The sequence below is a fragment of the Pseudomonas sp. MN1F genome, assembly GCF_009391885.1.
Classification (GTDB): Bacteria; Pseudomonadota; Gammaproteobacteria; order Pseudomonadales; family Pseudomonadaceae; genus Aquipseudomonas.
The window spans coordinates 1-21,163 of record NZ_VZII01000016.1 but is presented as its reverse complement, the minus strand read 5'-3'; the positions used below and the strand labels follow the sequence as shown (position 1 = coordinate 21,163).

The window sequence follows — 21,163 nt, the reverse complement described above, 5'->3', positions numbered from 1 at the left end:
ACTTGCACACAGCCCTAAACTCGGTCACCCGAAAACGGATTTCTGAGTTGTCTGCCATGCCTGCCTCCCGTCGCTTTCCGCTGTTGCTCGTCGGCGCCTTCCTGGCCTTGTACCTGGTCTGGGGTTCCACTTACCTGTTCATTCGCATCGGCGTCGAGTCATGGCCGCCGATGCTGATGGCGGGGGTGCGCTTCCTGATTGCGGGCGGGCTGCTGTACGGCTTCCTGCGCTGGCGCGGGGTGCCGGCACCGACCTGGCCGCAATGGCGTGCAGCAGGTGCCATCGGCTTTCTGCTGCTCAGTTGCGGCAACGGTGGTGTGACCGTGGCCGAGCATGCCGGTGTGGCATCGGGTGTGGCGGCGTTGGCGGTGGCCACGGTGCCGCTGTTCACCCTGGTCTTTGGTTTGCTGTTCGGCCACCGCAACTCGCGCCTGGAATGGGCCGGGATCTTCCTTGGCCTGCTCGGCATCGGTTTGCTCAACCTCGGCTCGAACTTGCAGGCCAGCCCCATCGGCGCGGCGTTGATCCTGTTCGCGGCGGCTTCGTGGGCATTCGGTTCGGTGTGGAGCAAAAGCCTGCCGTTGCCCCAGGGGCCGATGGCCAGTGCTGCCGAGATGCTGGTCGGCGGTGCGGTATTGCTGCTGGGCAGTGGGCTGTCCGGTGAGCGCATGACGCAGATGCCCACCGCAGCTGGCTGGGGCGCGCTGGCCTACCTGGTGCTGTTCGGTTCGATCCTCGCCTTCAGTGCCTACATGTACCTGCTCAAGAACGTGCGCCCGGCCGCCGCCACCAGCTATGCCTACGTCAACCCGGCGGTGGCGGTGCTGCTGGGCATCGTCTTCGCCGGCGAAGAGATTGGCGCGGAGGAATGCCTGGCCATGGCGGTGATCATTGGCGCCGTGGTGCTGATCGGCCTGCCGCAGTGGCGCAAGGCGCCTGAACAGCCGTTGAAGGGCGAAATCTGCAAGTAGCCAGGGGCGATGCGGTAAACTTGCCGCCTTCGCTGAACCCCCTGACGGTATTGCCATGAATTTCGCCCAACTCGGCCTGATCGAACCGCTGCTGCGCACCTTGCAGCAGCTGGACTACACCACCCCGACCCCGGTCCAGGCCAAGGCCATCCCTGCCGTGCTGGCCGGCCGCGACCTGATGGCCGCAGCCCAGACCGGCACCGGCAAGACTGCCGGTTTCGCCCTGCCGGTGCTGCAGCGCCTGGCCCTGGAAGGTGAGAAGGTTGCCAGCAACTCGATCCGTGCGCTGGTGCTGGTGCCGACCCGCGAGCTGGCCGAGCAGGTGCACAACAACGTGCGCGAGTATGCCGAGAACCTGCCGCTGAGCACCTACGCGGTGTACGGCGGGGTCAGCATCAACCCGCAGATGATGCGCCTGCGCCGTGGCGTCGACCTGCTGGTGGCTACGCCCGGCCGCTTGCTCGACCTGTTCCGTCAGAACGCGGTGAAGTTCAACCAGGTACAGACCCTGGTGCTCGATGAAGCCGACCGCATGCTTGACCTGGGCTTTGCCGAAGAGCTGCAGTCGGTGTATGCCGCCTTGCCGCGCAAGCGCCAGACGCTGTTGTTCTCCGCCACCTTCTCCGAGCAGATCCGCATGCTCGCCGGCCTGGCGCTGAATGATCCGTTGAGCATTGAAGTCAGCCCGCGCAACGCTGCGGCGACCACGGTCAAGCAGTGGCTGGTGCCTGTGGACAAGAAGCGCAAGACCGAGTTGTTCATGCACCTGCTGCGCAAGCAGCGCTGGAAGCAGGTGCTGGTATTCGCCAAGACCCGCAATGGCGTCGATCAGCTGGTCGAGCGCCTGCTGGCTGACGGTGTAAATGCCGACGGCATTCACGGCGATCGCCCGCAGGCTACCCGTCAGCGCGCGCTGGACAGTTTCAAGGCGCGCGAGATCCAGGTGCTGGTGGCGACCGATGTTGCGGCCCGTGGCCTGGACATTGACGACCTGCCGCTGGTGGTCAACCTCGACCTGCCGATCGTGGCCGAGGACTATGTGCACCGCATTGGCCGTACCGGCCGGGCCGGCAACAAGGGCGAGGCGATCTCGCTGGTGTGTGCCGATGAAGTGCAGATGCTGTCGGCGATTGAAGTGCTGACCCGGCAGACCTTGCCGCGTCATGAAGAGCCTGACTTCATCCCCGAGCACCGGGTACCGATGACCGATGCCAGTGGCCAGGTGATCAAGAAGCCGAAGAAGCCCAAGAAACCGAAAGAGAACAGCGCCAAGCGCGGGCTGGGGCGCTGGATGGACAGCGCCGAGGCGGGCGTTGCCGAGCCATCGGTCAAGGCAGTGCGCAAGGTGCCGAGCTTCAACGGCGGGCCGCGCAAGCGCAAACCGTAATTACGGGAGTAGCGCGTACCTCTGTGGGAGCGGGCGGGCCCGCGAACACGGGCGAAGCCCGTGCCAAGCACCGCGTTGCCTGCTTCGCGGGCAAGCCCGCTCCCACAGGGGAGCGGGGTCAGCCTTGAGATTTCAGCCAGTCTGCTGCGGCTCTCCCCGCACGCAAACCACTGGCAAAGCACGCCGTCAGCAGATACCCCCCGGTCGGCGCCTCCCAGTCCAGCATTTCGCCGGCACAGAACACCCCCGGCATCCGGCGAACCATCAACCCTTCATCCAGCCCTTCGAAACGCACGCCACCGGCGCTGCTGATCGCTTCATCCAGCGGGCGCGTCCGTAGCAGCGTGATCGGCAAGGCCTTGATCGCCCGCGCCAACGCCTGGGGATCGGCAAACGTCGCATGGTCCGTCAGCTCCCGCAGCAACCCCGCCTTGACCCCGTCGATCCCCAACTGGCTATGCAGGTGCTTGGCCATCGACCGCGACCCGCGTGGCTTGGCCAGCGCCTGGGCAATTTTGTCCACAGGCTTGTCCGGCAGCAGATCAAGCAATAGCCTGGCTTGCCCCTCATGCTCGATGGCCTGGCGCAGCTGCGCCGACCATGCGTACACCAGGCTGCCCTCGACGCCCTGTGCGGTGAGGATGAACTCGCCTTTGCGCGGCGCCATGCCTGGCACACTCAAGGCAATGTTCTTCAGCGGCGCCCCCGCAAACTTGTCCACAAGCACTGGGCTCCAGCTTTCGACCTCGAAACCGCAGTTGCTCGGCCGCAGCGGCGAGATATCCACAGTACGTTCGGCCAGCAATGGCTGCCAGGCACCGTCGGAGCCCAGCCTTGCCCAGCTGGCGCCACCGAGGGCCAGCACCACGGCGTCGGCCTTGACCTGCAATTCACCCTGTGGATAAGCGAGGCGCAAGCTCCCGTCGGCATTCCAGCCCAGCCAGCGATGGCGGGTGTGGATAACTACATTGTTGTCACGCAGGCGCTTCAGCCAGGCGCGCAGCAGCGGGGCAGCCTTCATGTCGGTCGGGAAAACCCGGCCCGACGTGCCGACGAAGGTTTCAATACCCAGCCCGTGAATCCACTGGCGCAGCGCATCGGCATCGAAGTCGCGCAATAGCCCGTCAATCTCGCTCTGTCGCTCGGCGTAGCGCGAAACGAACTGTGGATAAGCTTCCGAATGAGTGATGTTCATGCCGCCGACGCCGGCCAGCAGGAACTTGCGGCCCACCGATGGCATGGCGTCGAACACTTCCACCGCCAGGCCCGCCTGGGCCATGGCTTCTGCGGCCATCAGGCCGGCAGGGCCGCCGCCAATCACGACGGCCTGGGGAGAGGAAGCGGGGGATTTATCTGACATGGTAGGCAGCAGGCTGTGGAAAAGACGGCACATTCTAGCGCAGCCTGGCCAAGCTAAGCACTGAACAAAAAATGATCAGTGTTCTACAGGCCAGGCTGGTAAAGGGCTGCAGCGTCTTTCCCGCAGGTTATCCACAAGCGGTTCCACAGTCATTGTGAACAACCCAGGACGCGTGCCGCGCTGTGGTGAAGAATGCCGTGGCGCCTGGCCAAGGCTTCGCGGTCCTTGCTGTAGCCGCCACCGATCACCCCGACCACCGGGATGTCACGGCCCAGGCAGTGGCGCATCACCAGCTCGTCACGCGCGGCCAGGCCCTGGTCGGTGAGTTGCAGGTAGCCCAGGGCATCGTCCTTGTGCACATCGACGCCAGCGTCGTACAGCACCAGGTCGGGTTGATACAGCGGCAGCAGGTAGTTCAGCGCATCTTCCACCACCTTCAGGTAAGCCGTGTCGCCCATGCCGCGTGGCAGGGGAATGTCCCAGTCGCTGTGAGCCTTGCGTGCGGGGAAGTTCTGCTCGCAGTGCAGGGACACGGTGATGGCGTCCGGGGTGTCGTGGAGGATGCGTGCGGTGCCGTCGCCCTGGTGCACATCGCAGTCGAAGATCAGCACCCGGTGCACGCGGCCGGCTGCGAGCAAGTAGCGGCTGATCACGGCGAGGTCATTGAAGATACAGAAGCCGGCCGGGTGGTCGTAGTGGGCGTGGTGGGTGCCGCCGGCCAGGTGGCAGGCGATGCCGTGCTGCAGCGCCATTTCGGCGGTCAGCAGCGAGCCACCCACCGCGCGCACGGTACGCCGGGCCAGGGCTTCGCTCCAGGGCAGGCCGAGGCGACGCTGGTCCTCGCGGGACAGTTCGCCATTCATGTAGCGCTCGATGTAGCTGCGGTCATGGGCCAGGGCGAGGATATCGTTGGGGCAGATGTCCGGGCGCAGCAGGGCCTGGTCGGTGGTCAGCCCGCTGGCCACCAGGTGGTCGCGCAGCAGGCGGAACTTGTCCATCGGAAAGCGGTGCTCGGCGGGGAATTCCGGGCTGTAGTCTTCGTGGTAGATCAGCGGCAACGGCATGGGAAGTTCGCAATCGGGGCCAGCGCTGATCTTGCCAGTTATTTCCCCACGCTGGCCAATACGCGTTGCCAGTCTGGCTCGTTCAAGCGCCCAAGGATTCGCGCCTTGCCGTTGGCATTGACCGAGACGAACAGCGCGCTGGCGTAGTTGCTCTCGCGCTCACCACCGGCCACATGCTGCTGGCGGGCGAAATGGTCGATGCAGCCATTGTGGGTCACCAGTACCAGGTTGTGCCCCGCACGCTTGCGCGCCAGCGCTTCACTGGCGAACTGGTTGTCGCAGCTTTCCAGCCAGGCTTCGCTCGCTACGGCCTGGCCAAGGATGAAGTGCGCAGTCTGCTGGGTGCGCACCTTGGGGCTGGCGAGCACATCGGCATTGCTCAGGCCCAGTTGCTTCAAGCCTTGGCCTACACGCGTGGCGGCCTCGCTGCCGGCCACGGTAATGCCGGTGGGGTCGTTCAGGCACGGGCCGGGCGCGCTGTCGCAACGTTCGGCATGGCGGATCATCACGATTACCGCACCGTCGGCCCAGTCCTTCAGCAGGCCGCTTTCGTTCAACTGTCGCTCGTTGCCAAGGTCCACGATATGGGTCCTCGTCGCCAGCCAGGTGGTCACCGCCGCGATGACCAGGCACAGGCCGAGAGCGGCACCAAGGGCTTTGCGTGACATGCGTCGCTTGCGACGGGCGTGGTTGGCGGGGTGGCCCAAGGTGTTGCTTGGCTGCATGCGTCACTCCAATGGCGCGGCGGTGGTTTGAGGGGGCATTGTGCTCAGCCGTCTGTCGGGGACGGGTGAAGGGGTTGTGAAAATTGCATTCCGGGCGCCGCCGGTTGCGTGAAAAACCTGGCCGCGCCTACGCTGTTAAATGCCACAACGTAAAACCGGAGCACCTCCCATGACCCCCATCCTCCACCTGGAAAGCGCACGCCTGGTGCTGCGCCAATGGCACGATGACGACCTGCGCGAGTTCGCCGCAATGTGTGCCGACCCGCAGGTGATGCGTTATTTCCCTGCGCCGATGACGCGGCTGGAAGCGGCGGCGCTGATCGGCAGGATCCGCGGCCACTTCAACGAGTACGGCTTCGGCCTGTGGGCGCTGGAGCGCAAGGATAGTGGGGCGTTCATCGGCATGACGGGCTTGCTCAATGTCAATTTCGATGCGCCGTTCGCCCCGGCAGTGGAGATCGGCTGGCGCCTGGCCCGGCGCCATTGGGGCCTGGGTTTTGCCAGCGAGGCGGCATGGACCTGCCTGCGTTGTGCTTTCGCCCAATTGCGCGTGGAAGAGGTGGTGTCGTTCACTAGCGAGAGCAATTTGCCGTCGCAGAAAGTCATGCAGGCCATCGGCATGCTCCAGGACGCCAATGGCAGCTTCGATCACCCCCGCCTGCCCATCGGCCACCCGCTGCGCCCTCACGTGCTGTATCGCATTGACCGCGCACATTGGGAGCAGACCCTGCGCACTGAATGAGCCGCCATGCACGGCGTCAATGACAAACCCTGTATCATTTCCTTACCCCTGCAAGGTGCTCGCCGAAAGATGTTCAGCGCCTGTGAAACCGAGCGCCGTTGACGCGGCGCATCGCGAGCAAGCTCGCTCCTACAAGGAGAACCCCCGATGAGTCATGTGTTGGACGACCTGGTCGACCTGTTGAGCCTCGAGTCGATCGAGGAGAACCTGTTCCGTGGCCGCAGCCAGGACCTGGGCTTCCGTCAGCTGTACGGTGGCCAGGTACTGGGCCAGTCGCTGTCGGCTGCCAGCCAGACGGTCGAGGATGCGCGCCACGTGCATTCGCTGCACGGTTACTTCCTGCGCCCAGGCGATGCCAGCTTGCCGGTGGTGTATTCGGTCGACCGCGTGCGTGACGGCGGCAGCTTCAGCACCCGGCGGGTGACGGCGATTCAGAAGGGCCAGCCGATCTTCACCTGCAGCGCGTCGTTCCAGTACGACGAGGAAGGCTTCGAGCACCAGGTGCAGATGCCTGACGTGGTCGGCCCGGAAAACCTGGCGACCGAAGTCGAGCTGGCCAGCGCCCACGCCGACAAGCTGCCCGAACGCATCCGCGACAAGGTGCTGTGCGCCAAGCCGATCGAGATCCGCCCGGTAACCGAGCGCGACCCGTTCAACCCGCAACCCGGCGACCCGGTGAAGTACGCCTGGTTCCGCGCCGACGGCACACTCCCTGACGTACCTGCACTGCACAAGTACCTGCTGGCCTACGCCTCCGACTTCGGCCTGCTGACCACTTCGTTGCTGCCCCATGGCAAGTCGGTGTGGCAGCGCGACATGCAGATCGCCAGCCTCGACCATTCGCTGTGGTTCCACCGTAACCTGCGCGCCGATGAGTGGCTGCTGTACGCCACCGACAGCCCGTGGGCCGGCAATGCCCGTGGTTTCTGCCGCGGCAGCATCTTCAACCGCGCTGGCCAGCTGGTGGCATCGTCGACCCAGGAAGGCCTGATTCGCCACCGCAAGGACTGGGCATGAGCCTGGCCGAAATCCGCAACTGGGTGTTCGACATGGACGGCACCCTGACGGTGGCGGTGCACGATTTCGCCGCTATCCGCGTCGCCCTGGACATCCCGGCCGAGCACGACATTCTCACCCACCTGGCGGCGCTGCCGGCAGCGGAAGCGGCGGCCAAGCATGCCTGGCTGCTGGAGCATGAACGCGACCTGGCGATTGCCTCGACAGCGGCCACCGGGGCCGTGGAACTGGTGCGTGAGCTGGCTCAGCGTGGTTGCCGCCTGGGCATCCTCACCCGCAATGCCCGGGAGCTGGCGCATGTGACGCTGGAAGCGATCGGCCTGGCGGATTGCTTCCCGGTCGAGCACATTCTCGGGCGCGATGAGGCAGAGCCCAAGCCGAGCCCGGATGGGCTGTTGAAGATTGCCAGCGTCTGGGGTGTGGCGCCCAGTGAGCTGGTGATGGTCGGGGATTATCGCTTTGACCTGGACTGTGGGCGGGCTGCGGGTGCGCGCACGGTGCTGGTGAATTTGCCGGATAATCCATGGCCAGAACTGGTGGACTGGCATGCGGCGGATTGCCGGGCACTGCGGGGGTTGTTGGGCTGACCCTTGCGCCGCGAAGAGGCCGGAAATGGCTATGCTGAACCGCAGTCTTTCTCTGAATGGAGCCCCAGTCATGACCAGCAAGGCCATCTATGTGCAACCCGGCGGCGGCTACGACAAGGTCGAAGTCGGCACCAGCGAGGCCCCAGCGCCCAAGGCCGGCGAGATCACCGTGCAGCTGCATGCCAGCTCCCTCAACTATCACGACTTCGCCGTGGTCAGCGGCATGTGGGGCCCGAGCGAGCGGCGCATTCCCATGGCCGACGGCGCCGGCGAAGTGGTCGCGGTCGGTGCGGGCGTAAGTGAATTCAAGGTCGGCGACAACGTCGTCAGCACCTTCTTCCCGGATTGGCTCGACGGCCAGGCCAACGTCGAAGGCTTTGGCCGGGTGCCCGGCGACGGCATCGACGGCTACGCGCGCGAACAGGTGACCGCTCCCGCTACCGCCTTCACCCTGGCTCCCCAAGGCTTCAGCCACGCCGAGGCTGCAACCCTGACCACGGCCGGCCTCACTGCCTGGCGCAGCTTGATGAGCGATGATCACCTCAAGCCCGGTGACACGGTGCTGGTGCAGGGCACCGGCGGGGTGTCGATCTTCGCCTTGCAGTTCGCCAAGCTGGCGGGGGCCACGGTCATCGCCACGTCGTCCAGCGACGCCAAGCTCGAACGCCTGAAAGCCCTCGGCGCCGACCACCTGATCAACTACAAGAGCACCCCGGCCTGGGGTGAGAAGGCCCGTGAGCTCACGGGCAATCGCGGCGTCGATCATGTGATCGAAGTGGGTGGGCCGGCGACCCTGGAGCAGTCGATGATTGCCGCGCGTATTGGTGGGCATGTGTCGCTGATCGGCATTCTCACTGGCGTGGCCGGGCAGTTGCCGCTGGTGCAGGCACTGGTGCGGCAGATCCGCCTGCAAGGTGTGCTGGTGGGCAGCCGCGCGCAGCAGCAGGCGATGGTGCGGGCGATCGATGCCAATGGCTTGCGGCCGGTGGTGGACAAGCATTTCGAACTGGAGCAGATCGTCGAGGCGTTCCGCTATCAGGAGAGCAATCGGCATTTCGGCAAGATCTGCCTGACCTGGTGAAACTGTAACGACAGCGGCTTCTAGTCCGGCAGCAGGCGATCCCGGCTGTTGGACAGGTGCAGGCAGATCGCCGCCCGCGCGGCATCCGGGTCCTGCCGGCGGATGGCATTGAGGATCGCCTCATGCTCAAGGTTGGCCAGGTAGGCATGCCGCGCCAGGTTGGCCCCGGCGCGTTCGGCCAGGGCCATTCGATTGCGCGGGATCAGGCCGTTGCCCAGCTGCGCCATCATCTCGCTGAAATACAGGTTGCCGGTGGCCTCGGCGATCAACAGGTGAAAGCGCCGGTCGGCCTCGATACAGCTGTCCCCGGCCGCCGCCAAGTCCTGATAGTCATCCAGCGCCTTGCGCATGCGTGCCAGGTGCTCGTCACTGCGGCGCACGGCAGCCAGGGCGGCTGCCTGGCCCTCCAGGCCGATGCGCAGCTCCAGCAGGTCACGCACGCTGGCAGCATTCTCCGCCCCCACGCGCAAACCCGCCTGGCCCTGGCGCTCCATCACGAAGGTGCCGATGCCGTGGCGTGGCTCCACCAGGCCCGAGGCCTGCAACTTCGAGAGCGCTTCGCGGACCACGGTGCGGCTGACGCCATGCTCGCGCACCAGGGTGTTCTCCGACGGCAGCTTGTCCCCGGGCTTGAAGGTGCCCAGCAGGATCTGCTGGGTCAGGCTCGACACCAGGTCGTGGGCGCGGCTGTGGCTGCGTTTGGCTGGGGAAGTGTCCATGAGGCGTTCCGGGTCAGGGTTGCTTGTACGACAAGTTAACCAATAAAAATTTTTTTTGCCCGGTTTTTCTCTGCACGGTACAGGGCTGTTAATTGCGTTGTCGGCATGATAGACGCAATGTTGCTATTTATCAGCTTGTATTTTGCTATATCCGCGATGTTCGGCATCTTGTCGTACAACTTCGCTGCGCCTATGCTCCGTTCCATTGTCATGTCAGACAACTTCGACCCGCACAAAAACAATTAGTGGGAGATCCACCCGTGAACGACACCCTCGCTCCGTCTGCCCGGAATGAAGGCGACGCTTTGGCCAGTGCCGTGGCCAAGGTCAAGCGCCACGTCCTGCCGCTGTTCGTCATCATGTTCATCGTCAACTACCTCGACCGCGTCAACATCGGCTTCGTCCGCCCGCACCTGGAAAGCGACCTGGGCATCAGTGCCGCGGCCTTCGGTTTCGGTGCCGGGCTGTTTTTTATCGGCTACGCGCTGTTCGAAGTGCCCTCGAACATGCTGCTGCAAAAGATCGGTGCGCGGCTGTGGCTGACCCGCATCATGTTCACCTGGGGCCTGGTGGCCACCGCCATGGCCTTCGTCCAGAGCGAAACCCAGTTCTACGTGCTGCGCTTCCTGTTGGGCGTTGCCGAGGCGGGCTTCTTCCCCGGCGTGATCTACTACTTCACCCGTTGGCTGCCGGCTGCCGAGCGCGGCAAGGCGATTGCCATCTTCCTCAGCGGTTCGGCCCTGGCGTCGCTGATTTCCGGGCCGCTGGCCGGTGCGCTGATGCAGATCCAGGGCCTGGGCCTGCATGGCTGGCAGTGGATGCTGTTCATCGAAGGCATGGCCTCGGTGACCCTGTGCTTCTTCGTGTTCTTCTGGCTCGACTCCAAGCCGCACGATGCCAAGTGGCTGAGCCAGGCTGAACAGGACGCGCTGGTGGCGACCATCGACCGCGAGCAGCGGGAGCGTGAAGCGGTCGGCGCGGTGAAGCCTTCGGCCTGGAGCCTGCTCAAGGACCGCCAGATCGTGCTGTTCTGCCTGATCTACTTCTGCATCCAGCTGACCATCTATGCCGCCACCTTCTGGCTGCCGAGCATCATCAAGCGCATGGGCGACCTCAGCGACCTGCAGGTCGGCTTCTTCAACTCGATCCCGTGGCTGATCTCGATCATCGCCATGTACGCCTTCGCTGCCGGCTCAACGCGCTGGAAGTTCCAGCAGGCCTGGGTTGCCGGTGCCTTGATAGTCGCCGCCATCGGCATGTTCATGTCCACCACCGGCGGCCCGGTGTTCGCCTTTGTTGCCGTGTGCTTTGCCGCCATCGGTTTCAAGTCGGCCTCGTCGCTGTTCTGGCCGATTCCGCAAGGCTACCTGGACGCCCGTATCGCCGCGGCTGTGATCGCGCTGATCAACTCGGTCGGCAACCTCGGCGGCTTCGTCGCCCCCACCACCTTCGGCCTGCTCGAACAGCAGACCGGGTCGATCCAGGGCGGGCTGTATGGCCTGGCGGTGACCTCGGTGCTGGCGGCCATCGCCATCTTCTTCGTACGCATTCGCCCCAAGGGCGTTCCCTCTGACGACCACAAGGCGCCTTCGGCCTTGGGCCAGACCCACTGATGACTGCGAGACAACAACCATGAACATGCAGACCAATCCCGCCGTTCACTCCAGCACCCCGGTTGTCACTGACCTGCGCGTGATCCCCGTGGCTGGCCACGACAGCATGCTGCTCAACCTCAGTGGCGCCCATGGCCCGTACTTCACCCGCAACGTCGTGGTGCTGCGCGACAGTGCCGGCAACACCGGCCTGGGCGAAGTGCCTGGTGGCGAGAAGATCCGCCAGACCCTGGAAGACGCCCGCAGCCTGGTGGTCGGCCAGCCGATCGGTCACTACCAGCGCGTGCTCAACGCCATGCGCCAGACCTTCGCCAACCGTGATTCCGCCGGCCGTGGCCTGCAGACCTTCGACCTGCGCATCACCGTGCACGCGGTGACGGCCATCGAGTCGGCGCTGCTCGACCTGCTCGGCCAGCACCTCAACGTGCCGATGGCGGCACTGCTGGGTGAGGGCCAGCAGCGTGAAGCGGTGAAGATGCTCGGCTACCTGTTCTACATCGGCGACCGCCAGCAGACCGACCTGGCCTACCGCAACGAAGCCGATGCCGATGACGACTGGTTCCGCCTGCGCCACGAAAAGGCCCTGACCCCGGAAGCGGTAGTGCGCCTGGCCGAAGCGGCCAAGCAGCGTTATGGCTTCAGCGACTTCAAGCTCAAGGGCGGCGTGCTGCGGGGGGAAGAGGAAATGGACGCGGTGACGGCCCTGGCCGAACGCTTCCCGCAAGCGCGTATCACCCTTGACCCGAATGGCGCCTGGTCGTTGAAAGAGGCCATCGCCCTGTGCCGCGACAAGCACAATGTGCTGGCTTACGCCGAAGACCCGTGCGGTGCCGAGAACGGCTACTCGGGCCGAGAAGTGATGGCTGAGTTCCGCCGTGCCACCGGCCTGCCGACCGCCACCAACATGATCGCCACCGACTGGCGGCAGATGGGCCATGCGATCCAGTTGCAGTCGGTGGACATCCCCTTGGCCGACCCGCATTTCTGGACCTTGCAGGGGGCGGTGCGGGTGGCGCAGATGTGCCACGACTGGGGCCTGACCTGGGGCTCGCACTCGAACAACCACTTCGACATTTCGCTGGCGATGTTTACCCAGGTGGCGGCGGCGGCGCCGGGTGAAATCACTGCCATCGATACCCACTGGATCTGGCAGGACGGCCAGCGCCTGACCCGTGAGCCGCTGCGTATCGTCGACGGCCATGTGCGGGTGCCGGAGCGTCCGGGGCTGGGTGTGGAGCTGGATGAAGACCAGCTGGCCAAGGCCCATGAGTGCTACCGCAACATGGGGCTGGGGGCGCGGGATGACAGCGTGGCGATGCAGTTCCTGATTCCCGGTTGGAGCTTCGACAACAAGCGGCCTAGCCTGGTGCGTTAAGGCTGCTGGCCTCTTCGCGGGTTTATCGAGGCGTCGAACCGCCGCGAAGAGGCCAACACTATTCATCCTGCTTCAAAGAATGCCCGCGCCATCGCCACAAAGCCCCCCAGCACCGGGTTGGGGTTGTCCCGGCAGAACGCCAGAAAGATCTCCGCCTGCTGCTCCATCCCCACCAACGGCTTGAACACCACCTGCTCCAGGCGCAACGCCTGCGCCGAAGCCGGCACCACCGCACAGCCTAATCCCACATTGACCAGGCCCAGGATCGAATGGGTCTGCCCCAGCTGATGCAGGTAGCGCGGCTGCACCTCATGCCGGGCGAACAGGTTGGCGATGCGGTCATGGAAATAGCGCCCTTCATTGGCGCTGTACATCACGAACGGCTGCCCATCGAAATCGCTCGGCTTGAGCCGCTCGCGTGCCGCCAGCGCATGCCCGGCGGGGAGGGCGGCGACGAAAGGTTCGCGGTGGATCGGCAGGTATTCCACGCGCGCGCTGGGCAGCACCTGGCGCACCAGGCCGACATCGATCAGGCCGGCTTCCAGGTCGTGCACCTGGGTGGACGAGACCCGTTCACTGAGCACCAGCTCGATATCCGGCAAGCTCTGCCCGGCGTGCACCAGCAAGCGCGGGATCATGCTGTAGGCACCAACGGCGGTGAAGCCCAGGGTCAGGCGGCCGGCTTCGCCATGGGCGATACGCCGCGCCGACTGGCTGGCCGATTCGGCGACTTGCAGGATACGCCGGGCATCTTCAAGAAAGCTTTGCCCGGCCAGGGTCAGGCGCGCCTGGCGGTTGTTGCGCTCCAGCAACAGCACCCCGAGGGCATGTTCCAGCAGCTGGATCTGCCGGCTCAGCGGCGGCTGGGTCATGTGCAAGCGGGTAGCGGCGCGGCCGAAATGCAGCTCTTCGGCGACGGCGACGAAGCAGCGCAGCTGGTGCAGCTCCATGATTCAATTCCTGAATTATTCGATCCAGTATCTATATTAGACCTGTATCAAATGCGGGCCTAGCATCGAGTCATGTCTTCGAACTGCCGGATGCCCAGGATGAACAACAACGCCATCGACGTGCTGCTGACCCAGCCTGTCCCCGAGGCCATCGATGCCCAGCTGGTCAGTGCCTACCAGGTGCATCGGCTGTATCAGCATGACCACCCGCAACAGCTGCTCGCCGAGGTTGGCCCGCGCATTCGCGCTGTAGTCACCGGCGGTGCCAAGGGCTTGTCGAACGCGCTGATGGACCAGTTGCCCAGCCTTGAGATCATCGCCATCAGCGGTATCGGCACCGACGCCGTGGACCTGCGCCACGCGGCCAGCCGCGGCATCCACGTCACCACCACACCGGGCGTGCTCACCGCGGATGTGGCCGACCTGGCGATGGGCCTGATCATCAGTACCCTGCGCCGCCTGGGCGAGGGTGAGCGGCTGGTGCGCGACGGTTTGTGGGGCACGGTCAACCTGCCATTGGCACGTAAGGTCAGCGGCATCGAACTGGGCATCGTCGGGCTCGGCGAGGTGGGCAAGGCCATCGCCCGGCGCGCCGCTGCATTCGACATGCGCATTGCCTACAACGGGCGGCGCGAGCAGCCAGAAACGGGTTATCGCTACGAGGCCGACCTGGTCGAACTGGCGCGCTCGGTGGATGTACTGGTGGTGGCGGCTTCTGCCGATGGCGGCCAGGTGCTGGTGACGGCCGAGGTGCTCGATGCTCTGGGGCCGGAGGGGTACCTGGTCAATGTGGCGCGCGGCAAGTTGGTTGACGAGGACGCGCTGGTCGAGGCGTTGCGGGAACAGCGCATCGCCGGGGCCGGGCTGGATGTGTTTGTCGACGAGCCGTATGTGCCGCCGGCGTTGCGTGACCTGAACCAGGTCAGCCTGCAGCCGCATCGAGGTAGCGCCACGCTGCAGACCCGGTTGGAGATGGGGCGCATGGTGTTGAACAACCTTGAAGCCTGTTTCAGGGGCGAGGTGCCGCCGAATCGGGTGATCGACCTCTAGGGCCCTTCGCGGCTAAAGCCGCTCCTACATGTACACCGCCGTCTGTGTAGGAGCGGCTTTAGCCGCGAAGGGCCGGCACAGGTAACACAAGGCCAAAGGGCCACACCTTCTCTGTACAAAAACAATCGCTTCCACCGAGAAGCAAGAGGGTCCACATGAACAGCAAATCCGCCGTTGCCGCACCGCAGGCCGTGGCCGGGGTCGGCCGCCATCGCTTCCTGGTCCTGGCGCTGATCTTCGTCATCACCGTCATCAACTACGCCGACCGCGCCACCTTGTCGATCACCGGCACCGAAGTCCTGAAAGACCTGGGCCTGGACCCGGTAATGCTGGGCATGATCTTCTCGGCCTTCGCCTGGGCCTATGCCCTGGGCCAGGTCCCCGGTGGCTGGCTGCTCGACCGCTTCGGCGCGCGCCGGGTGTATGGCGTCAGCCTGATCCTCTGGTCACTGTTCACCCTGCTGCAAGGCACCGTCGGCTGGCTGGGCCTGGCCGGGGTGTCGGCGGCGGTGGCGCTGTTCTCCATGCGCTTCATGCTCGGCCTGGTGGAGTCGCCAGCGTTCCCGGCCAACTCGCGCATCGTCAGCTGCTGGTTCCCCACCCGTGAACGCGGCACGGCCTCTGCCTTGTTCAACTCGGCGCAGTACATGGCCGTGGTGGTGTTCGCCCCGCTGATGGCATGGATGACCCACAGCCTGAGCTGGGAGCAGGTGTTCATCTGGATGGGCGTGCTGGGGCTGGTGCTGAGCGTGGTGTGGTTCCGCCTTTATCACGAACCGCACAGCGCGCCGGGGCTGAGCCGCGAAGAACTGGACTACATGCGTGAAGGCGGCGCCCTGGTCGACCTGGAAAAGGAACGCAAGACGGCCAAAAGCAAACCGACCCGCGCCGAGATCGCGCAGTTGTTCACCAGCCGCAACCTGTGGGCGGTGTACCTGGGGCAATACTGCATTACCGCGCTCACCTACTTCTTCATCACCTGGTTCCCGATCTACCTGATCAAGGGCCGTGGCATGACCATCATGGAAGCCGGCTGGGTCGCTGCGCTGCCCGCCATCTGCGGCTTCACCGGCGGCATCCTCGGCGGCTTCGTTTCGGACTGCCTGATCCGCCGCGGCGTGCACCCGTCCAAGGCGCGCAAGACCCCGTTCGTGATCGGCATGGCGCTATCCACCAGCCTGGTGCTGGCCAACTATGTGGAGGGCAACGCGGCGGTGATCGCCCTGATGACCCTGGCGTTCTTTGGCAAGGGCCTGGCGGCGGTGGGCTGGGCGGTGCTGTCGGATGTGGCGCCGAAGAAGATGGTCGGCCTGTGTGGTGGCGTGTTCAACGGCATCGGCAACATCGCCGGCATCATCACCCCGCTGGTGATCGGTTACGTGGTCGCCAGCACCGGCTCGTTCCACAACGCACTCTGGTTCGTGGCCGCCCATGGCGTGCTGGGGATCTTCGCTTACCTGTTGCTGGCCAAGCGCTTCGAGCGCACTGGGCAGGCGTAGGCAGACGCCTGAGCAACAGAGGCCCCGGGAGACCGGGGCTTTTTTGTGTGCGGTCAAAACACATCCAAATGAAAAACGAAAGCGTCAGACGGCCCGCTGGCGTGATCGGACATGCCATTCGCGACATCTGGCGTTTAGGGAAATGCCCTGTCGTGATCGAACAGTTCCGAGGCGTTCTCGTGTAATTTCCCACAGCCTCACGGGGCTTAAATGAAGCCCGAACCACACCGGCATCTTGCTCTGTGACGCGTGCCAAAGATCAACAACAGAGCACCAGCAACGTGTCGACTTCCTGATTTGAAAGGAGATATTTTCGCCTACACCTGCCCCGTCCTTCCTTGTGTCAGCAAAAAGAGAACAAGATCAATGAACACCGTGGGATCTGATGGCAACCTTGCACAAGGTTTCAAGCCACGTCATGTAACGATGCTGTCCATTGCGGGCATTATCGGTGCCGGACTTTTCGTCGGCTCCGGGCACGCCATCGCGGCGGCCGGGCCAGCCACCATTCTTTCGTATTTCGTGGCCGGAACCCTGGTGGTACTGGTCATGCGCATGCTCGGCGAAATGGCCGTGGCACACCCGGACACCGGATCGTTCTCCACCTACGCTGACCAGGCCATCGGCCGCTGGGCCGGCTATACCATCGGCTGGTTGTACTGGTGGTTCTGGGTGCTGGTGATCCCGATCGAAGCATTGGCCGCAGGGCATGTGCTCAACGCCTGGTTCCCCGATATCCCCAGCTGGATCTTCGCCCTCGCCTCGGTGCTGCTGCTGGCAGGCACCAACCTGTTCAGCGTGGCCAAGTACGGCGAGTTCGAGTTCTGGTTCGCCATCCTCAAGGTCACCGCGATTCTCGGCTTCATTGGCCTCGGTTTTGCCGCGCTGTTGGGCTGGCTGCCCAACCGTGAAGTCAGCGGCCTGAGCGGGCTGATGGCCGAACATGGCGGCTTCGTGCCCAAAGGCTGGTCGGCGGTGATCGGCGCGTTCATCACTGTGATGTTCAGCTTCATTGGCACCGAGGCCGTGACCATCGCCGCGTCCGAATCCAGCGACCCGTCGCGCAACATTGCCAAGGCCACCCGCTCGGTGATCTGGCGCATCAGCACCTTCTACATCCTGTCGATCTTCGTGATCATCTCGGTGGTGCCGTGGAACGATCCACAGCTGGCGGTGGTGGGTTCGTATCAGCGTGCGCTGGAAATCATGAACATCCCCAACGCCGCCTTCATGGTCGACCTGGTGGTGCTGGTGGCCGTGACCAGCTGCATGAACTCGTCGATCTACATCGCCTCGCGGATGATGTACTCGTTGGCCAAGCGCGGCGACGCCCCGGCGTTCCTCAACAGGACCTCCAAGGTTGGCGTACCACGTGCCGCGGTATTCGGCAGCACCCTGATTGGCGCAGCCATCGCCGTCCTCAACTACTTTGCACCGAAGGGCGTGTTCGAGTTCCTGCTGGCCAGCTCCGGCGCCATCGCACTGCTGGTGTACATGGTCATCGCCATCTCCCAGCTGCGCATGCGCCGCCGCCTGGAGCGCGAAAATACCGAGTTGAAGTTCCGCATGTGGCTGTTCCCGTACCTGACCTGGGCGGTGATCATCTTCATCGCCGGTGCGCTGGCGGTGATGATGTACACGCCTGAGCACCGGGCGGAAGTGAGTTCGACCTTGGGCCTGGCGATCGTGATTTCCTTCCTGGGGATCGTCACCTCGCGGGGCCATGCGCAAACGGTGGGGGCGCGGTCGATGGGGTGATTGAGTTCACCTTGTGGTAAGGCAAAGGGCACCAGTGGATGGGTGCCCTTTTCTTTTTGAAACACTTGATCGGTGCTGCTGGCCGCTGGAGGGTGGGCTGGTGGGGGTAGACTTCCTGCGCAATTCATACAGGGAGTCGAGGCATGAGCGCGAAACAACAAGACGCCAATGCGCCAGTGGCTTCTCCGTCGGTAAAGGATGACCGTTTCGAGGAAGTGCTGGCGTTGATTCACGGGGCCCGGCAGCGGGCGGTGCAGGCGGTTAACAGTCAGTTGATCGATTTGTACTGGCAGGTGGGGGGCTATATCAGTCGCAAGCTGGAGCAAGCGGAGTGGGGCGATTCGGTGGTCAGTCAGCTGGCCGCACATCTTGCTCGAACGCAGCCCGGGCTACGGGGTTTTACACGACCCAATCTGTTCCGTATGCGCCAATTCTATGAGGCTTATCGTCACGACGAGAAAGTCTCAGCACTGCTGAGACAATTACCGTGGACCCATAACCTGACGATCCTCAGCCAGAGCAAGCTGCCACAGGAGCGTGAGTTCTACCTGCGCATGGCAATCCAGGAAAAGTGGTCAAGTCGAGAATTGGAGCGGCAAGTCAAAGCCTCGCTCTTTGAGCGCAGTATTGCGACTCCGACCAAGGCGTCGGCGGCTCTGCGGCAGCATTGCCCTGCAGCCATAGAAATATTCCGGGATGCTTACATGGTTGAATTCCTTGGTCTGCCCGGAGGCCATGCCGAAGCTGATCTACATTGTGCATTGATGGATCGTCTGAAAGAGTTCCTCATCGAGCTGGGCCGGGACTTCTGCTTCGTTGGCTCCCAATACCCGTTACAGGTCGGCGGCCGCGACTTCGCACTGGACTTGCTGTTCTTCCACCGTGGTCTCAATTGCCTGGTGGCAATCGAGCTAAAGGTCGGTCGCTTTGAGCCGGAATACCTGGGCAAGCTCGATTTCTATCTGGAAGCCCTGGATCGAAATGAGCGCAAGCCTCATGAAAACCCGGCCATCGGTGTGTTGCTGTGTGCCAGCAAGGACGATGAAGTGGTCGAATACGCGCTCAACCGCAGCTTGTCACCTGCTTTGATTGCGGAATACCAGACACGCCTGCCAGACAAGGCACTACTGCAGGCCAAGTTGCACGAGTTTTACGCCTTGGGGGCTACGCCTGAGGAGGGCGCTTGAGTTCAGGTCAAATGCCAGCTTTCACGCCATCGATGTAACGCACAACCGCCGGCCCCTTCTCGAAGCGCCGGTGGACCAGGCTCAACCACGAGCTGGCCTGGCAATCGGCAATCCGCCGGTAATTCACCTGCGGCAAGCTGATGCGCTGCACCACAGATTCCGGCACTACTGCGATCCCTTGCCCCAGCGACACCAAGGTAATCACCGCCACCAGGCTGCCCGGTTGCGGCCCCAGCCGTGGGACGAAGCCACCCTGCGCTGCCGCCTCCAGCGTGCCGGAAATCTGTTCGGGCAGGATGAAGGTCTCGTTGGCCAGGCGCGCAGCCGGAATCTGCGCCAGTTCGTTGATCCGCGAGCTGGCGGGCAGGGCGAGCACGAAGTCTTCCTGATGCAGGGCGATGGCTTCAAGCTCGTCCGGCAGCTCCATCGGCGAGCGCACATAAGCCAGGTCGAGCAAGCCATCACGCACCATGCCCGGCAGCTCGGCCATGGGCAGTTCACGGATGTTCAGTCGCACTCCGGGGTGGGCATCACTGAAGCTGATCACCTGCCGCTGCAGCATGCCCGAATACGCCGCCGACGCCACGTAGCCCAACTCGATACGCCCGCTGTCACCCCGCCCGGCACGCTGCGCGCCCAGCTGCGCGGCATCGAACTGGCGCACCGCCTGCTCGGCTTCGATCAGCAGCGCCTGGCCCGCGGCGGTGAGGTTCACTTCGCGCTGATTGCGCTCGAACAACCGCACGCCCAGCTCGCGCTCCATGTCCTGAATCTGCCGGCTGAGGGTGGGCGGGGCGATACCCAGCTGCTCGGCGGCACGGGTGAAGTGACCGTGGCGGGCGACGCAGAGGAAGTAGCGAAAGTGACGGATTTCCATGCGGTGTTACCTGCAGGCTAAGGACGCGGTCCCTTGAGGCTAACAAGCTTCGGGGCCTAAGGCATTAAGGTGAGTCCAACCTGCAGGGGACCGCTATGCGGTCCATCGCCGGCAAGCGCGGCTCCCACAGGTACAGCGCCGCCGTTGAGCCTTGCACTGTACCTGTGGGAGCCGCGCTTGCCGGCGATGGGCTGCAGAGCAGCCCCGGCGATCTCACAGGCCAGCCACTCCCCGGAGCCCATCCATGCCCTCAGCACGCTTCACCCTGCTCACCGCCTCACTGGTCTGCGCCCTGATCATCCTCGACACCAACATCGTCGCCGTCAGCCTGCCCAGCATCGCCCGCGACCTGTCCGGCTCGTTCGCCGATATCGAATGGGTAGTCAGTGCCTACCTCCTGGCCTTCGCCGCCTGCCTGCTGCCCGCCGGCAGCCTGGCCGACCGCTTCGGCCGCCAACGCATGCTGCTGATCGGCCTGGCCGTGTTCGGCATCGCCTCGCTCGCCTGCGGCGCCGCCCCCAGCCTGCTGTTCCTCGACCTGGCCCGTGCAGCCAAGGGTGTAGGCGCGGCAATGCTGCTGACCTCGGCCCTGGCCGCCATCGGCCACCGCTTCCATGAACCGCAAGAACGCATGCGCGCCTGGGCGTTCTGGGGCGCTTGCATGGGCGCGACCATCACCTTCGCGCCGCTGCTCGGCGGTGTGATCGCCAGTACTCTCGGCTGGCGCTGGATCTTCTACATCAACCTGCCGTTAGTGGCGGTGCTGGCGCTGATGGTGTTGCGCAGTATCGAAGAGTCTCGCGACAGCGCTGCCGCACGGCTCGACCCGATGGGCAGCCTGACCTTCGCGGGCAGTTTGGGCTGCCTGATCTGGGCGATGATCGAAGCCAATCAGGTGGGTTGGACCAGTGTCGATACGCTCGGGCGCCTGCTGATCAGCGCGTTCCTGATGGGGTTGTTCATCATGGTCGAACGCAGTCAGGAACGGCCGATGATCGACCTGCAACTAATGCGCAGCGGGCGCTTCATCGGGGCCTTGCTGGGGATGTTCGCGTATGCCGCCTGTGCGCAAGTGATGATGACGTTGTTGCCGTTGTATCTGCAGAACGGACTGCAGCTGTCGGCGCTGGCAGCGGGGGCGGGCATGTTGCCGTTTGCGCTGGCGATGTTGCTGATGCCCAGGTGGGGGATGCGGTTGGCC

The 21,163-nt window shown here is 64.2% G+C and carries 19 protein-coding genes; 13 read left to right on the top strand and 6 right to left on the bottom strand.

The features are described 5' to 3' along the window. The first annotated feature begins 56 nt into the window (after positions 1 to 56). Together yedA and F6X59_RS10430 are read left to right on the top strand one after the other, a co-directional pair. Entirely contained in the window at positions 57 to 971 is a 915-nt protein-coding gene (yedA, locus tag F6X59_RS10435; protein WP_152956198.1) for a drug/metabolite exporter YedA, read from the top strand. Positions 972 to 1,026: 55 nt separating this feature from the next. Next, entirely contained in the window at positions 1,027 to 2,358 is a 1,332-nt protein-coding gene (locus F6X59_RS10430) for a DEAD/DEAH box helicase (protein WP_152956197.1), read from the top strand. A gap of 118 nt (positions 2,359 to 2,476) precedes the next feature. Here the strand turns inward: F6X59_RS10430 and F6X59_RS10425 are convergent, their stop codons facing one another. The 3 genes from F6X59_RS10425 to F6X59_RS10415 all read right to left on the bottom strand — a co-directional run bounded on the left by F6X59_RS10425 (position 2,477) and on the right by F6X59_RS10415 (position 5,507). Then, the gene (locus tag F6X59_RS10425) at positions 2,477 to 3,718 is read right to left on the bottom strand and encodes a TIGR03862 family flavoprotein (protein ID WP_152956196.1); all 1,242 of its coding nucleotides are present in this window, start codon (positions 3,716 to 3,718) and stop codon (positions 2,477 to 2,479) included. A 149-nt stretch (positions 3,719 to 3,867) separates the two neighbouring features. Next, the gene (locus tag F6X59_RS10420; protein WP_152956195.1) at positions 3,868 to 4,782 is read right to left on the bottom strand and encodes a histone deacetylase; all 915 of its coding nucleotides are present in this window, start codon (positions 4,780 to 4,782) and stop codon (positions 3,868 to 3,870) included. 38 nt (positions 4,783 to 4,820) lie between these two features. Next, on the bottom strand, positions 4,821 to 5,507 hold the full coding sequence (locus F6X59_RS10415) for a histidine phosphatase family protein (RefSeq protein WP_152956194.1): 687 nt from the start codon (positions 5,505 to 5,507) through the stop codon (positions 4,821 to 4,823). Between the two features lie 169 nt (positions 5,508 to 5,676). On the opposite strand from F6X59_RS10415, the gene F6X59_RS10410 reads away from it, so the two are divergent. The 4 genes from F6X59_RS10410 (at position 5,677) to F6X59_RS10395 (ending at position 8,934) form a co-directional block, all read left to right on the top strand. Continuing rightward, a complete protein-coding gene (locus F6X59_RS10410; protein ID WP_152956193.1) occupies positions 5,677 to 6,249 on the top strand; it encodes a GNAT family N-acetyltransferase in 573 nt (190 codons plus the stop codon). Between the two features lie 147 nt (positions 6,250 to 6,396). Then, entirely contained in the window at positions 6,397 to 7,266 is an 870-nt protein-coding gene (tesB, locus tag F6X59_RS10405; protein WP_060509448.1) for an acyl-CoA thioesterase II, read from the top strand. Beyond that, positions 7,263 to 7,853: an HAD family hydrolase gene (locus F6X59_RS10400; RefSeq protein ID WP_152956192.1), complete on the top strand. Its 591-nt coding sequence runs from the start codon at positions 7,263 to 7,265 to the stop codon at positions 7,851 to 7,853. Before tesB ends, F6X59_RS10400 begins: the two co-directional genes overlap by 4 nt. A 70-nt stretch (positions 7,854 to 7,923) precedes the next feature. Then, entirely contained in the window at positions 7,924 to 8,934 is a 1,011-nt protein-coding gene (locus tag F6X59_RS10395) for an NAD(P)-dependent alcohol dehydrogenase (RefSeq protein ID WP_152956191.1), read from the top strand. A gap of 20 nt (positions 8,935 to 8,954) precedes the next feature. On the opposite strand, the gene F6X59_RS10390 is transcribed toward F6X59_RS10395, so the two are convergent. After that, the gene (locus F6X59_RS10390) at positions 8,955 to 9,653 is read right to left on the bottom strand and encodes a FadR/GntR family transcriptional regulator (protein WP_152956190.1); all 699 of its coding nucleotides are present in this window, start codon (positions 9,651 to 9,653) and stop codon (positions 8,955 to 8,957) included. Positions 9,654 to 9,913: 260 nt separating this feature from the next. Between F6X59_RS10390 and F6X59_RS10385 the strand changes: the two genes are divergently transcribed. Together F6X59_RS10385 and gudD are read left to right on the top strand one after the other, a co-directional pair. After that, the gene (locus F6X59_RS10385; protein WP_346652478.1) at positions 9,914 to 11,266 is read left to right on the top strand and encodes an MFS transporter; all 1,353 of its coding nucleotides are present in this window, start codon (positions 9,914 to 9,916) and stop codon (positions 11,264 to 11,266) included. Between the two features lie 19 nt (positions 11,267 to 11,285). Next, positions 11,286 to 12,641, top strand: a complete 1,356-nt coding sequence (gene gudD, locus F6X59_RS10380) for a glucarate dehydratase (protein ID WP_152956189.1) — start codon at positions 11,286 to 11,288, stop codon at positions 12,639 to 12,641. A 62-nt stretch (positions 12,642 to 12,703) separates the two neighbouring features. On the opposite strand, the gene F6X59_RS10375 is transcribed toward gudD, so the two are convergent. Further along, complete coding sequence (locus F6X59_RS10375) at positions 12,704 to 13,591, bottom strand: LysR substrate-binding domain-containing protein (protein WP_152956188.1); 888 nt, start codon at positions 13,589 to 13,591, stop codon at positions 12,704 to 12,706. Between the two features lie 99 nt (positions 13,592 to 13,690). Between F6X59_RS10375 and F6X59_RS10370 the strand changes: the two genes are divergently transcribed. The 4 genes from F6X59_RS10370 to F6X59_RS10355 all read left to right on the top strand — a co-directional run bounded on the left by F6X59_RS10370 (position 13,691) and on the right by F6X59_RS10355 (position 19,085). After that, positions 13,691 to 14,641 (top strand): 2-hydroxyacid dehydrogenase, encoded by a 951-nt coding sequence (locus F6X59_RS10370; protein WP_152956187.1) that lies wholly within the window; start codon positions 13,691 to 13,693, stop codon positions 14,639 to 14,641. 155 nt (positions 14,642 to 14,796) lie between these two features. After that, entirely contained in the window at positions 14,797 to 16,140 is a 1,344-nt protein-coding gene (locus F6X59_RS10365) for an MFS transporter (protein WP_152956186.1), read from the top strand. A 366-nt stretch (positions 16,141 to 16,506) separates the two neighbouring features. Then, positions 16,507 to 17,898, top strand: a complete 1,392-nt coding sequence (gene gabP, locus F6X59_RS10360) for a GABA permease (RefSeq protein ID WP_152956185.1) — start codon at positions 16,507 to 16,509, stop codon at positions 17,896 to 17,898. A 143-nt stretch (positions 17,899 to 18,041) separates the two neighbouring features. Then, on the top strand, positions 18,042 to 19,085 hold the full coding sequence (locus F6X59_RS10355) for a YhcG family protein (protein ID WP_152956184.1): 1,044 nt from the start codon (positions 18,042 to 18,044) through the stop codon (positions 19,083 to 19,085). 7 nt (positions 19,086 to 19,092) lie between these two features. Here the strand turns inward: F6X59_RS10355 and F6X59_RS10350 are convergent, their stop codons facing one another. Beyond that, positions 19,093 to 19,962 carry a LysR family transcriptional regulator gene (locus tag F6X59_RS10350; protein WP_152956183.1) on the bottom strand — a complete coding sequence of 290 codons (870 nt, stop codon included), beginning with the start codon at positions 19,960 to 19,962 and terminating at the stop codon, positions 19,093 to 19,095. A gap of 244 nt (positions 19,963 to 20,206) precedes the next feature. Here F6X59_RS10350 and F6X59_RS10345 point away from each other — a divergent pair. Next, positions 20,207 to 21,163, top strand: a 957-nt coding sequence (locus tag F6X59_RS10345) for an MFS transporter (protein WP_152956182.1), incomplete at its 3' end; no start/stop codon positions are given.

What these genes read in the sequence shown, in the direction of transcription:
- yedA (WP_152956198.1), top strand. Translation starts at nt 57, where the DNA reads ATGCCTGCCTCCCGTCGCTTTCCGCTGTTGCTCGTCGGCGCCTTCCTG.
- gudD (WP_152956189.1), top strand. Translation starts at nt 11,286, where the DNA reads ATGAACATGCAGACCAATCCCGCCGTTCACTCCAGCACCCCGGTTGTC.
- F6X59_RS10350 (WP_152956183.1), bottom strand. Translation starts at nt 19,962, where the DNA reads ATGGAAATCCGTCACTTTCGCTACTTCCTCTGCGTCGCCCGCCACGGT.
- F6X59_RS10410 (WP_152956193.1), top strand. Translation starts at nt 5,677, where the DNA reads ATGACCCCCATCCTCCACCTGGAAAGCGCACGCCTGGTGCTGCGCCAA.
- F6X59_RS10365 (WP_152956186.1), top strand. Translation starts at nt 14,797, where the DNA reads ATGAACAGCAAATCCGCCGTTGCCGCACCGCAGGCCGTGGCCGGGGTC.
- tesB (WP_060509448.1), top strand. Translation starts at nt 6,397, where the DNA reads ATGAGTCATGTGTTGGACGACCTGGTCGACCTGTTGAGCCTCGAGTCG.
- F6X59_RS10370 (WP_152956187.1), top strand. Translation starts at nt 13,691, where the DNA reads ATGAACAACAACGCCATCGACGTGCTGCTGACCCAGCCTGTCCCCGAG.
- gabP (WP_152956185.1), top strand. Translation starts at nt 16,507, where the DNA reads ATGAACACCGTGGGATCTGATGGCAACCTTGCACAAGGTTTCAAGCCA.
- F6X59_RS10425 (WP_152956196.1), bottom strand. Translation starts at nt 3,718, where the DNA reads ATGTCAGATAAATCCCCCGCTTCCTCTCCCCAGGCCGTCGTGATTGGC.
- F6X59_RS10355 (WP_152956184.1), top strand. Translation starts at nt 18,042, where the DNA reads ATGAGCGCGAAACAACAAGACGCCAATGCGCCAGTGGCTTCTCCGTCG.
- F6X59_RS10395 (WP_152956191.1), top strand. Translation starts at nt 7,924, where the DNA reads ATGACCAGCAAGGCCATCTATGTGCAACCCGGCGGCGGCTACGACAAG.
- F6X59_RS10375 (WP_152956188.1), bottom strand. Translation starts at nt 13,591, where the DNA reads ATGGAGCTGCACCAGCTGCGCTGCTTCGTCGCCGTCGCCGAAGAGCTG.
- F6X59_RS10430 (WP_152956197.1), top strand. Translation starts at nt 1,027, where the DNA reads ATGAATTTCGCCCAACTCGGCCTGATCGAACCGCTGCTGCGCACCTTG.
- F6X59_RS10420 (WP_152956195.1), bottom strand. Translation starts at nt 4,782, where the DNA reads ATGCCGTTGCCGCTGATCTACCACGAAGACTACAGCCCGGAATTCCCC.
- F6X59_RS10400 (WP_152956192.1), top strand. Translation starts at nt 7,263, where the DNA reads ATGAGCCTGGCCGAAATCCGCAACTGGGTGTTCGACATGGACGGCACC.
- F6X59_RS10415 (WP_152956194.1), bottom strand. Translation starts at nt 5,507, where the DNA reads ATGCAGCCAAGCAACACCTTGGGCCACCCCGCCAACCACGCCCGTCGC.
- F6X59_RS10390 (WP_152956190.1), bottom strand. Translation starts at nt 9,653, where the DNA reads ATGGACACTTCCCCAGCCAAACGCAGCCACAGCCGCGCCCACGACCTG.